Below are 13,410 nucleotides of genomic sequence, written 5' to 3'. Positions count from 1 at the left end.
ATATTCAAATACCATTTCCTCTATTTTTCAATTTGATTTCGCTACACCTTTAGTTATATAAAATATCCAAAACACACAATATGTTAAAATAGCTTAATGATTGGTTAATATTCTTTCCATGGGATTTTTGTAATATATTTTCTTTGTATCATTCAATTTCTCAGAATCAAGGCCTTGTCAAAGTAATTGAATATTTCAAAGTAATCATTTGAAAATCAGCATTTTTCATTTATTGATTAGCAAAGTAATTCTATGGAGAACAAAATTTTACGTCATTGGAATGCTCTGATGCGATCATCGGTTGTAGTTTCATCACTAGCTTTAACCGCAGTGCCCTCAATAGCATCTTCTCTTAAAAAACCTTATTATGATAATAAGATTTTAAACACTCCTTCACAGGCAGTCCAAGACCGTACCGTTACAGGTAAGGTAGTTGACGAATCAGGTCAACCTTTGCCAGGGGTGAATATTAAGCTCAAAGGATCTAGTAAAGGAACTAGCTCAGATAATAGCGGAAACTTCAAAATTGTAGTTTCTGAGTCTGCCACTACAACACTTGTATTTTCTTACATTGGTTATAATACCCAAGAAGTTATTGTTGGCTCCAAAACGAGTTTAAACATTGTTTTAGTTTCGGCTAATAAAGCGCTTGAAGAGGTAGTGGTTGTGGGTTATGGTACCCAGAAAAAAGGTGAAATGACTGGGTCTATCGCCATCGCATCTGGAGAATTGTTGAATAAAAGAATTGCCACGAACCCTGCTACGATGCTTCAAGGACAACTACCTGGTTTGCAAGTAGTACAAGGTTCTGGAGAGCCAGGAAATGAAGGTGTGAGCTTACGTATTCGTGGTGTAGGAACGTTTAGTGGTGCTGGTAACGACCCGCTTGTCATTGTGGACGGTTTGCCAGGAAGTCTTACCTCTATCAACCCGAACGATATTGAATCCGTTTCGGTATTAAAAGATGCTTCATCTGCTGCCATTTACGGAGCTAGAGGGGCAAATGGTGTGTTACTCATTACAACGAAGAAAGGGAAATCTGGCAAATTGGTTTTCAATTATACCTACAATAATGGTATTACAAAAGCCACCAAACTTCCTGACCTAATTACGAATTCGGCTGAATTTATGGAGTTGAATAATGAGGCTAGAGTCAACTCAGGCTTGAACCCTATTTATTCTCAATCTACTATTGACTTGTACAGAAACGCCACTGACCGAGAGAAATATCCAAATCATAACTGGTTAGACGATGTTTTCAGAACGGTTAATGTTCAAAACCATTATTTGAATGTAAGTGGTGGAAAAGAAAATACCAACTACAGTGTAGGTTTGGGCTATACTAGCCAGCCGGGTGTGATGAAAGGTTTTGATTACAAAAAGTACACCCTACAGTTTAACCTCAATTCCAAAGTGAATGATATTATTTCATTCGGTACGAATACGCTACTCCGTTATGGAAAGCGTGCTGGTGCGAGACAAGGTTCTGGAGACTTATTTCTAGCAACCTTGGCTCAGTCACCACTATACAAGCCAAAGCTGTGGGATGGTAGCGGTCGTTATACTTACCGTGCTTTTGCGAACGAAGCGGGTAACAAAAATCCAGTGGCAATTGCAGAGAACGTAAACGCTACAACTGATGATTACTATGCGCAAGTAAACGGCTATGTGAATGTAAACTTGGCTAAAGGCTTGGTGTGGGAAACACGTGGTGGAGCAAACTTCAGCTTTTACAAAACATACGATTTCAGACCGAAAATTCCGATGTTTCTTTACTCTGATTTGAGTTCAGCAGGTAGTGTCGATGTTGGTACTTTAGGTTTGTACGTAGCACAAGGAAACAGCTTATACACAGTGGTATATAGTCAATTGAATTACGATAAAACATTTGGAAATCATCACATTAATGCCTTGTTGGGTACACAGCAAGAACAAAATAAAGATCAGTTTTTAAGCGCCTTTAGAAGAGAATATGCTTCCAATTTGGTACAAGAATTAGATGCCGGACCTGCTGAAGGAATGAACAACAGTGGTACTGCTTCAGAATGGGCTATTAGATCTTATTACGGTCGTTTAAACTACGATTACAAAGGGAAATATCTCCTAGGCTTGAGTACTCGTTACGACGGTACATCACGTCTTCCTACAGATACTCGTTGGGGTTTATTCTATGCGGTATCTGGTGGTTGGAGAATTTCAGAAGAGGCGTTTTTGAAAGATGTGAGCTGGCTTACAGACTTAAAATTGAGAGGCTCTTGGGGTAGATTAGGAAACCAAAATATCGGTACATATCCTTATCAAAGCGTATTGACTTCAACAGCTTATCCATTTGGAAGTTCACTTACCACGGGTTACTATGCAGGTGGTTTGGTAGACCCATCACTTACTTGGGAGACGACTCAAACCTTAGATTTTGGTTTGGATGCCTCATTATTGAACGGTCGCTTAAACATTACGGCAGATTGGTATGACAAACAAACTTTCAATATCCTTCGTAGCTATCAAGTACCGCTTTATGTTGGTCTAGGAGCACCTACAGTAAACAATGGTCGTGTGAAAAACACAGGTTTTGAATTGGATATTCAGTATCAGGATAAAATCACAGATGACTTGAGTTATAAAATTGGTGGTAATATCCAAACTTATAAAAACACGTTAGTAGAATATGGTGCTCGCGAAATCGGAGGTAATACCATTCGTGAAGAGGGTCGTCCTTTAGATGAGTTCTATTTATACCAATGGGATGGAATTTTCCAAAGTCAAGCTGAAATTGATAATTCACCTGCGCAACCAATTACGCCAAAACCAGGAGATTTGAAAATTAAAGATGTCAATGGCGATGGAAAAATCGATGCAAATGATAGAACGTACACACCAGGTCGTTACCCTATTGCTTCTTATAACTTTAACGTAGGAACTACTTGGAAAAACTTCGATTTATCAGCGCAGGTATTTGGTTCGTTCGGACAGAAAATCTATGTTTCTGGTTGGGGAGTAGAACCATTCAGACAAGGATCTGTGCCAACAACAGATTGGAGAAACAGATGGACGCCAACAAACCCATCTACCACGATGCCAAGAATTTATATTGCAGATGGTTATCCAGCAGTACAAAACTATGCTTCGACATTCTATCTGAAAGATGCTTCTTTTGTTCGCTTGAAGAATATCCAAGTAGGTTACAATGTACCAAAAGCAATTCTTGATAAAGTTAAACTTCAATCTTTACGTGTGTATTTCGCTGGAGATAACTTGTTAACTATCAGTAAATTTCCTGGACTTGACCCTGAACGTACTAGCATTAGCGGTAACTATGTGTCATATCCTCAAAATCAGGTATTTACATTTGGTCTAAATGCTCAATTCTAAAATTCGATTTTCCATTATGATGAAGACATATAAAAAGGTATCTTGTTTACTTGCATTATCGTTTACTTTACTTCAATCTTGTAAAGAAAACGCCTTAGAAGTAGCACCCCTTGATAGGTTATCGACTTCTGTTTTCTGGAAATCAGAATCAGATGTTCAAGCTGGCTTAGCCGCATGTTATGCTTTTCTAAAAACTGGCGGAGCTCCAGTATCGCTCTATTACCCAACAGGTTGGGATGCACTAACTGACGACGCTTTTAGCCAGTATCCTTGGGATGCTGCTATTCAAGACATTAGCTTTAGTGGTCCTACGCCAAGTACTGGTGGCTATGTGTACAACGTGTATTCAACTAATTACCAAGCCATTGCGGCAATCAACAATCTATTGACCAACGCAGGTAATATTCCGATGGATGCCACAGCAAAAACGAAGTACTTGGCAGAGGCTAGTTTTTTACGTGCTTATTTTTACTTTCAATTAGCGCAACTTTACGGAAATGTAATTATTACAACCTCTCCCGAGTCGACTACTTTTAAAGAGCCAAAAGGTAAATCTACCAGAGATGAAGTGTTGGCATTAGTAATACAAGATTTGGATAAAGCAATCGCTGGTCTACCTGACCAAGCGTACTCGGATGGTCATGTGGTAAAAGGTTCAGCACAGACTTTGAAAGCGAGAGTATTATTGTTCCAAAAGAAATATGCTGAAGCTGCGGCAATATCTAAAGCAGTAATTGATGGTGGAAAATTCAAATTGTCGGCCAACTTTAGTGAGATATTCTATAAACCCGGTCAAACAGGGAATAACGAAATTCTTTTCTCGGTGAAAAACTTACCTCCAAACTCCTATCCAGTACAAGGGATTGACTTGGTGATTGGTAACTGGCTTGCTTTACAACCAACGTTAGACCTAGCGAGCGAATTTGAATGTAAAGATGGTTTACCTACTTCATCGTCCCCTTTGTACAATGCTTCGAAGCCTTATGAAAACCGTGATCCTCGTTTGAGAATGACTGTTTTTGTAGACGGAGATGATGACTCGAAAGGTTGGAAAAAATACAACGGTTCACAATCGGTTTTCAAAGCTTATACCAATAGTAATACAACTGGTTTAGCCATTAAAAAGACCTTGGATCCAACACAAAGTGACCCAGGTTATAGTACAGTGAGTAGCCAAGACATCGTTTTGATGCGTTATGCAGAGGTGTTACTGAACTATGCGGAGTCAGAAAATGAGGCGAATGGTCCAGCGAATGCTTACTCAGCTATCAATCAAATTCGTGCTAGAGCAGGTATGCCAGCGTTACCAGCAGGCTTGAATCAGGCACAAATGAGAGATAGAATCAGACACGAGCGTCGTGTGGAGCTAGCACTTGAAGGATTCCGCTATTTTGACTTGAGAAGATGGGGAACTGCTGTACAAAAACTGAATGGTTTTGAGATTGTACCAGGAAATACCAACTTGAAAAAGAAAATTTACAAAACTACTTTTGACTACTGGCCAATTCCTCAAACAGAAATCGACCGTACAAAAGGTTTGGTTCAAAATACAGGATACTAGGCATTTACATAGAAGTGTTAGTAGGGAATTGTCCGGATTTCCTACATATAATTGATACACTATTCTTTTACCTAATTCTTTTACCTTTTCTTTCATTTGATTTATACATAGCTGACATTATTGTCAGCTATGTATTTTCTATTTGGAGGTAAGAAATAATTGAGAAAGAAAGTAATCATTAAATGCTCTAAGGCAAAATGCTTCTACTATTTGACTATTTCAAGATTTAGACTTGGACTAACGATTTAACAGGTTAGAAACAGATAAACACGCTAAGTATCGAACTAGATAATGCTACTTTCCATAAATTTTCAAATAGTTCAAAGGGCTAGAGCCAGTCATCAGTTTAAACTTCTCATAAAAACAAGTAAGATTGTTAAAACCACTTTCATAACATATTTGCTTGAGAGTCAAATGACCATTGAGTAACAATTTACACGCATAACCAACCCGCACCTCCAACAAAAACCGAGAATACTGTTTTCCTGTTATTGATTTAAAGTACCTACAAAATGAATTAGGTGCCAAACCAGCCAGCGACGCTACTTCTTCCAAACTTATTTTATTCTTAAAATTTTGTAGGGTGAAAGAATAAATCATGTTTATTCTTTCATTCTCACGGTTGGTAATTTCATGCCTAAATCCCATAGAAGCTAGAAGGCTTTTTTCATCTGTTTGATTTACAGTAAGCAGACATTCCATTAATAAAATGAGTCTGTAAGCACCTTCGGCTGTATAGAGTTTTTCGATAATTTGTGCTACTTTTTCTTTTAAACTATTGTCTAAAAATATGCCCCGCTTTGCTTTTTCTAGCGTATTTTTGATATGTTGGTTTTCAGGTAAATTAATAAATCTATCTCCCCAAAAATTTTCGGAAAAATGAATTACCGTAGCAAAAGGTTCTTCACTATAATTAGGTTCGTCTTCTAGTTCTTCATAGTGCCAATAATGAGGAAGGTCAGAGCCAATCAATACTACATCGCCAGCCTTAAAGTGACGAATACTATCACCCACAAATTGAGTTCCACTGCCTCGGTGAAATAAAACAATCTCCACTTCCGAATGACAATGCCAGCGGCTATTGACATTCGGTACCATTTCCTGACGAATACTAAATGAGCGATTGGGAACAGTCGCTACTTGTAAAAGATGAGGTTTCATAGCTTACAAGGGGTTAAGAAAATTTGACTAATAATTCGCTTGACCAACTTGCCTTTTAGACAATTAATCATTTGAATAGTGCAAATCTAAGGGGTGTATTTTCGAAAAGTCGGGGGGATATTATTCAAAAAGGCAGGGTAAATAATACCGATTCTGTTTTAATGGTAAATAATTGGAAGGAGTGACGACGGAAGTATCTCACTCGCATGAATAATGCAAGTTCATGAATTTAAAATGGTCCTTTGGGAAAAATTGGAAGTCCTATTTGATCGAAAAGCTTATATAAAAACTGAATATTTATGGCTCACGAATGGAAGATCGAGTGAAGTATGTTACCCTCACTCCTATATAGCTTTATTCTTTAGCTTTTTTGGTTTTAGCAAATTCAGAAGGAGCCATACCAAAGAGTTCTTGAAAATGTTGACGGAAGTATTTCAAATCCTCAATTCCTACCATGCTCGCAACCTCAGAAACTCGATAACTGGAAGTTCCTAGAAGCTGTGCTGCACGTTTTAATCGAATATCACGAATGAATTCAACACCTGATTTGCCAGTTATTCCTTTGATTTTTCGGTAAAAAACAGGTTGACTCATCCCCATTTCTCGTTGTAGGGCTTGCACATTAAAGGATTCTGTTTCAAGATTATCTTCCACAATTTTCATGGCTTTCTCCAGAAAAACTTTCTCCTCTTGAGGAATCACGACCTGTGTGGGTTCTTGCAATAATTGTTTGCTGTAATACTCTCGCAATCTCAATCTGTTTTGTAAAAGCATAGTAACTTTTGTCAACAAAACATACGGATTAAATGGCTTATGGATATAATCATCAGCACCAAGCTCTAAACCTTCAATTTCATGTACCGAAGCAGTCCGTGCCGTTAATAATAGTATGGGGATATGACTGGTTTTCGCATTTTGTCGTAAGGTTTTACAAAGTTCCAACCCATTCATTTCAGGCATCATAATATCGCTTAATACAACATCAGGTATCAACTGAAGCGCTTTTTCAACCCCTTCTCTCCCATTTGTAGCAACGGATACCTTGTACATTTTTTCAAATAATACCTGCAAGTACAAGCGAATCTCAGCGTTGTCCTCTACAATCAAAATATGTAAATCGTGATTAGGGGTATCTTGCGTTAACTCAATATTGGCTTGTGGTTGATGAAACACCTCCGTATTAGAGTTTTGCAAAAAAGACTCTTCTTGGACAAACTGATTTTCTGCAATACGTTCATTCTTAAGTGGAAGTAAAACCGTAAAAGTTGTTCCTTTCTGTGGCTCACTATGTACCTGAATGTATCCAGAGTGGGCATCTACTAATTGTTTTACCAAAGATAATCCAATCCCAGTACCAGTAACTTTGAGCGAATTACTATGAAGTGCTTGATAATAAGGGTCAAAAATTCGCGAAAGCTCAGTATTATTTATTCCGGTACCTGAATCTTGAATTTTAATAGATAAATAAGTCTCATCGTTAAGTATTTGTGTCTCAAGACTCATCCTGACAGAGCCATTCGAAGGCGTAAATTTGAAAGCATTTGACAACAAATTGATGACAATAATCTCCAATTTATCTTTATCTACCCAAATAGGAATTTCTTCTATTTGGCTGTTAAAAGTATATTCTATTTGATGTTCTTCTGCCTTTAGTTTAAATATGTGAAATATCTCTGAAAGAAAACTGACAGCTTTTACCTGATGATAAACGAGCGTAATTAATCCCGACTCCGCTTTACGAAATTCGAGTAACTGATTTACCAAATCCAATAGCTTTTTGGTTTGTTTTTGTACCAAATGTGCTTTTTCAGATAGACCTCCCGAAGTTTTGATAGCACTCACCAGCTCTTCAATAGGACCCAAAATAAGGGTCAAAGGAGTGCGAAGTTCATGAGAAACATTCGTAAAAAAGGTAAGTTTCATTTCAGACAACTCCTTCTCTTTTTCATATTTCATACTCTCCAGCAACACCTGATTTTTAAGGTTTCTTTGGGTTTCTTTCTCTTTGAAATAGTATCTGATAGAAAAGAAAATAAGGCTAAAGTAAAGTAAATAAGCCCACCAAGTTTGCCACCAAGGAGGTAAAATAATGATTTGAATGCTTGCCACTTTACTTGACCAAACTCCATCGCCGTTGGCTACTTTTACTTCAAACGTATATGTACCAGCGGACAAGTTAGCAAAATTGACAAGTCGTTGCTGCTGAATCGTAATCCAATTATCACTATTCCCAATTAGTCGATAAGCATAAATATTCTTGTGAGGATTGGCATAATTGAGACCTACGAATGAAATTGCAAAATCGTTTTCATCATGATGTAGCGTAATGGAAGTATTATTGTGAAATCTTTCGACCAATAAAACTCGTCCATCCAGTGTATCACCTGGGTTTATTTGTTGGTTTCCAACTCTCATCCCTACAATATGCGGAATAGGCGCACGCCTATCTTTTTTGATAACATTAGGCTGAAAATAGGATACACCGTTGATACCTCCAAAAAATAGGGTTCCTTGTGAGGACTGCCATGCAGCCCCAATTTTGAAAGAATTGCTTTGAAGTCCATCATTTATATCATAGCTAATATATTGATTAGAGCTAGGGAGAAAATGGTACAAACCAGTACCTCCAATCCAAAGTTCATTATTTCCATCCACTAGAATAGATTCTACATCTTGTTCTGGAAGCTGTTGATCATATCGGTAAATAAAATCCTGACCTTTCTGATTGGTGGTAAGTTTATGCAAACCACCTCCAATGGTTCCAATCCATAAATTTCCTATTTTGTCTTTACATAAAGCCCAAATGTAATTCATTTTCAAGGAGTTGAGATTTCCTTTTTCATGAATAAACTTTTTGACTAATACCACTTTTCCCAACCCAATTTGGTATTTCAATAACCCATTTCGTGTAGCTACCCACAAAATTTGCTTTTCTTGATCTACTAATAGACTGTTGATGATACCTGTTTGCGTTTCGATACCAATCTGTTTTCCTGAAAGTATAGTTTCCTTAGAAGGATTAAATAAGCATAATCCCAAGGTATTGGATGATATCCAAATTTGCCCTAAATGGTCTTGTGCAAGTGCAGAGATATTACCGATGGTAGTGGTCGACGGAATTACATGAAACTTATGATCTGAACCTAATTTTAGTAAGCCAGCAGTATATGCACTCACATATAAGCTACCGTTTTTGGCCATGAGTACGGAGGCAATATCTGGGTTGAAAGTTTGCGTAGAAGTATTGACAGCCTGATATTTTTCATACGAGTGATGTAGCATATCGTAAGAAATCATTCCTGACCAAGTACCCAACCACAACTTTTGGGTGGACTCATCTAGATAAATCGCTTTTATATAATGTGATGATTTGAAGGCTAAACCAGTTGTATTATCTGGGCAGATATAGCCAAACTGTTTTTGCCGTAAATCTAACCTACTCACTCCAACGGCCTGTGAAGAAATCCAAATAGTTTTGGAGGAGTCTTCATATAAATCACGAATTCTTTGATGGTGATAGCTTCCATTTCTCTGTGTCAATTGATTAAAACGAATGACTTTTACCTCATCAACAGGCAGTTCACCTGCAGACTTAGAGGTTTTTGCAGGTATCATAATAAGTCCCTCTGATTCGCTAGCAATCCATAAATTACCATCACTATCGGCGAGAAGATTTTGTACCTCAGGATACGAACCTTGTAATTTAACAGTTTGCCTAGGCGAAATCCAATAGAGCTGATTTTTTGAGGCTACCCAAATATTACCCGATTTATCTAAGGTAAATTGCTGGAGATTATCAAAGGAAAGTTGGTACGGAACATAATTTTCGACAGAACTTTTGCCAAAAAATAATCCACGCTCTGTCGCAATCCAAACTTGTTGAAATCGGTCTACTTTAAGATTAATTATGGGAAATGCTTCACTCGCTTGATTCCCTAATTTAGGACGGCTTATATCTGTAATATGACCTTTTGAGTCTAACTTTAATTTGAAAAGTCCCAACCTATACGTACCCACCCATAAAAAACCATACTTATCTGAAGCCAGGCTGCTGACATCAGCCCTATTGAGTACCTTAGCAATAGCTAGTTTTGAGGCTGATAAATCGCTAAAATCAAGGGTACAAAATTTATCTAATTTGCTATCGTACACATACAATCCATTACTTTCTGTACCCGCCAACAGTTTACCATCAGAACTGACATGCAATGTTTTTATGCGGTCATTGGGTAAGGCTAGTTCATCATCTTTGGGTAAAAGATAGTTTTTTAAACTATAACCATCATATCGGCAAAGACCTTTGTTAGTTGCAATCCAGATAAAACCTTCCTTATCTTGAACGCTCGCAAGGGCATCACTGTGTGGTAGACCGTCCTCTACCGTGAGTTTTTCAAATCTAAATTTATTAGGGTCAAATTGAGCAGAAGAAGGTAATACGCTCAGAGAAGCGCCAAGATTAAATATCAAAAATATAAAGCTGTAAAATCGTCCAAGTTTCTCACACATATTCTTCTCTGTTTATGAATAAGAAGCACAAAAGAGACAATTATACCTATCTTAGAATGAAATACCCATCTCTTTTGGATAATACTGCCCCTACTTTGAGAAGTACAATAAGGTATTTTTGCATAATTCTAATATAATACAGGACAACTCCATTTGTAGTAAAAATTACTTACCTCAATTCCATATCATGATATTTTACCCAAAAACTAAAAAAATGTTTTCAAAAACCCTCTTTTCTTGGGTCGTGTTGATAGTTTTTTCCAATCAAATTTTTGCTCAGCAAAGTAATCCTCCTTTATATGTATGGTACAAACAACCTGCCAATGCTAAGATAGCCGACGTAAACAAAGGATGGAACAATGACCCCGAATGGCTTAAAGCTTTCCCCATTGGAAATGGCTTCTTGGGGGGAATGGTATTTGGCGATGTCAATCAAGAACGTATTCAACTTAACGAAAAAAGCTTGTGGTCGGGTAGCCCAAGCGACAACAACAACCCCGACGCATCGGCTTATCTGAGCCAAATCAGACAATTACTTTTTGAAGGTAAATACAAAGAAGCCAACGAATTAACGAACAGAACACAAATCGCTAAAGGGGCTGGTACGGGCAAAGGAAATGGTACAAACGACCCTTATGGAAGTTATCAATTATTAGGCGATTTACAGCTTGATTTCGAGAAGAACACACCCTATACTAACTATACTCGCCGATTGGATTTAAGCAAAGGACTTGTACAAATTCGCTATAGCCAAGACGGTGTTGATTTTACAAGAGAAATATTTGTGAGCAACCCAGACCGTGCGATGGTCATTCGGCTGACAGCGAACAAAAAAGGAGCTTTGAGCTTCAAATCATCCCTCACACGTCCAGAACGCTTTACGATACAAACCCTCAAAGACCAGTTGTTGATGACTGGTAGCATGCATAATGGCAACAAAGGCGATGGCATGAAGTATGCTACTCGTTTGAAAGCCCTTAGTCAAGGTGGAAGTATCACGTATCAAAATGGTGTATTAGACGTAAAAAATGCTAACGAAGTGACGTTGTATGTCGTTGCTTCTACCGATTACAAGCAAGTGTATCCTACTTTTATAGGAGAAAATCCCGTAACAACTACGCAAAAACAATTGGCTCAAGTAATAGCCAAACCTTATGCTTTGGTGCTAAAAAATCATACCCAAGATTTTTCGTCTTTGATGAGCAAAGCGAGCTTAAACTTATCAAACCTAACCACTGATACCATTCCAACAAATGTTCGTTTGACCAATAATGCTTCGGGCAACGACTTACATATTCAAGAAGTATATTTTCAGTTTGGGCGTTATTTGTTGGTGTCGTCTTCAAGAAAAGGAAGCTTGCCAGCCAATTTGCAAGGAATGTGGTCGAATAAAATTCAAACGCCTTGGAACGGCGACTACCACGTGAACATCAATGCACAAATGAATTATTGGCCTGCCGACGTGACAAACCTTGCTGAATGCAATACGCCTTTACTCGAATTGATTCAATCGCTTGTAAAACCCGGCGAACGCACCGCTGCCATTCAATACAAAGCAAAAGGCTGGATTGTACACCCTGTAACAAACGTGTGGGGCTATACATCACCAGGCGAGCATCCAAGTTGGGGTATGCACATTGCCGCTGGCGGTTGGGTTTCTCAGCACTTATGGCAACATTATACTTACACCAAAGACAAAACATATCTTCAAAAAGTATATCCTGCTTTGCTTAAATCGGCTGAATTTTACTTGGATTGGTTGGTAAAAGACCCACGCACAGGAAAACTTGTTTCGGGGCCAACTTCTTCGCCAGAAAACTCTTTTTATGCTCCCGATGGCTCGGTGGCTTCGATGAGTATGGCACCGAGCCATGACCAAGAAGTGATTCAGGAAATTTTTAGTACTGTGTTATTGGCAGCCAAAGAACTCCAAGACAAAGACCCTCTTTTAGTCAATATCCAAACGGCCCTCGACAACCTTACACTTCCGAAAATTGGAAGCGATGGCAGATTGATGGAATGGACTGAAGAATTTAAAGAAAGAGACATCACACACCGCCACGTATCGCATTTGTATGCACTTTATCCGGGTTCATGGATAGATGCCTACAAAACACCAGCCTATGCCAAAGCAGCCCAAAAGTCCTTAGAAGTACGTACAGATGCGGGTACAGGCTGGAGTTTGGCTTGGAAAATTAGCTTTTGGGCGAGATTAAAGAACGGAAATAAAGCACACGTTTTATTACAAAATCTTTTAAAACCAACCTACAACAACAGCATCAATATGTCGGATGCTGGAGGAACGTACTATAATCTTTTCTGTGCCCATCCGCCTTTCCAAATTGACGGTAATTTTGGCGGAACGGCAGGGATTGCCGAAATGCTGATGCAAAGCCACAGCAACGAAATAGAATTATTACCCGCTTTACCAGAAGTATGGGCAAAAGGGGAAGTGAAAGGCCTAAAAGCTCGTAATGGCTTTGAAGTAGCGATTCAATGGGAAAATGCAAGCTTAAAACAAGCTACCCTCAAATCATTGGTGGGCGAACAATGTGTGATTCGTACTCAATCGCCAGTGGCTATCAAAGGACTTTCCGTAAAATCTGTAAAAGATACCTTTGGCTATACCACCACTTTTAACACGATTAAAGGCAAAATTTATTTTGTTACAGCAAAATAAAGATGTGTACTGAATAGAGGTGTCAATATTACGATTGGCACTTCTATTCAAGTATTTTTCCAAAACTAAAACATAGGCTCACTAATAGCTCCCATTTTTTGTTAACGATGAACTGTAATAAACACTTTATCCC

At 38.3% G+C, this 13,410-nt stretch carries 5 protein-coding genes; 3 read left to right on the top strand and 2 right to left on the bottom strand.

The genetic code is table 11. From position 1 onward, the window contains the following. Positions 1 to 252: 252 nt before the first annotated feature. Together QM481_RS11085 and QM481_RS11080 are read left to right on the top strand one after the other, a co-directional pair. Positions 253 to 3,369 (top strand): SusC/RagA family TonB-linked outer membrane protein, encoded by a 3,117-nt coding sequence (locus QM481_RS11085; protein WP_283381820.1) that lies wholly within the window; start codon positions 253 to 255, stop codon positions 3,367 to 3,369. Positions 3,370 to 3,385: 16 nt separating this feature from the next. After that, the gene (locus tag QM481_RS11080; RefSeq protein ID WP_283381819.1) at positions 3,386 to 4,930 is read left to right on the top strand and encodes a RagB/SusD family nutrient uptake outer membrane protein; all 1,545 of its coding nucleotides are present in this window, start codon (positions 3,386 to 3,388) and stop codon (positions 4,928 to 4,930) included. Between the two features lie 294 nt (positions 4,931 to 5,224). On the opposite strand, the gene QM481_RS11075 is transcribed toward QM481_RS11080, so the two are convergent. Together QM481_RS11075 and QM481_RS11070 are read right to left on the bottom strand one after the other, a co-directional pair. Next, on the bottom strand, positions 5,225 to 6,091 hold the full coding sequence (locus tag QM481_RS11075; RefSeq protein WP_283381818.1) for an AraC family transcriptional regulator: 867 nt from the start codon (positions 6,089 to 6,091) through the stop codon (positions 5,225 to 5,227). A gap of 354 nt (positions 6,092 to 6,445) precedes the next feature. Then, positions 6,446 to 10,597 carry a hybrid sensor histidine kinase/response regulator transcription factor gene (locus QM481_RS11070; protein ID WP_283381817.1) on the bottom strand — a complete coding sequence of 1,384 codons (4,152 nt, stop codon included), beginning with the start codon at positions 10,595 to 10,597 and terminating at the stop codon, positions 6,446 to 6,448. 214 nt (positions 10,598 to 10,811) lie between these two features. Here QM481_RS11070 and QM481_RS11065 point away from each other — a divergent pair, with 214 nt between their 5' ends. Further along, entirely contained in the window at positions 10,812 to 13,277 is a 2,466-nt protein-coding gene (locus QM481_RS11065; protein WP_283381816.1) for a glycoside hydrolase family 95 protein, read from the top strand. The last annotated feature ends 133 nt before the right edge of the window (positions 13,278 to 13,410 follow it).

Origin of the sequence: Flectobacillus rivi (assembly GCF_030056655.1) — a bacterium.
Taxonomy (GTDB): Bacteria; Bacteroidota; Bacteroidia; order Cytophagales; family Spirosomataceae; genus Flectobacillus; species Flectobacillus rivi.
This window is presented reverse-complemented; position numbering and strand designations above follow the sequence as displayed.

Excerpts from the sequence above, each read along its gene's own strand:
- QM481_RS11075 (WP_283381818.1), bottom strand. The coding sequence starts at position 6,091 with ATGAAACCTCATCTTTTACAAGTAGCGACTGTTCCCAATCGCTCATTT.
- QM481_RS11085 (WP_283381820.1), top strand. The coding sequence starts at position 253 with ATGGAGAACAAAATTTTACGTCATTGGAATGCTCTGATGCGATCATCG.
- QM481_RS11070 (WP_283381817.1), bottom strand. The coding sequence starts at position 10,597 with ATGTGTGAGAAACTTGGACGATTTTACAGCTTTATATTTTTGATATTT.
- QM481_RS11080 (WP_283381819.1), top strand. The coding sequence starts at position 3,386 with ATGATGAAGACATATAAAAAGGTATCTTGTTTACTTGCATTATCGTTT.
- QM481_RS11065 (WP_283381816.1), top strand. The coding sequence starts at position 10,812 with ATGTTTTCAAAAACCCTCTTTTCTTGGGTCGTGTTGATAGTTTTTTCC.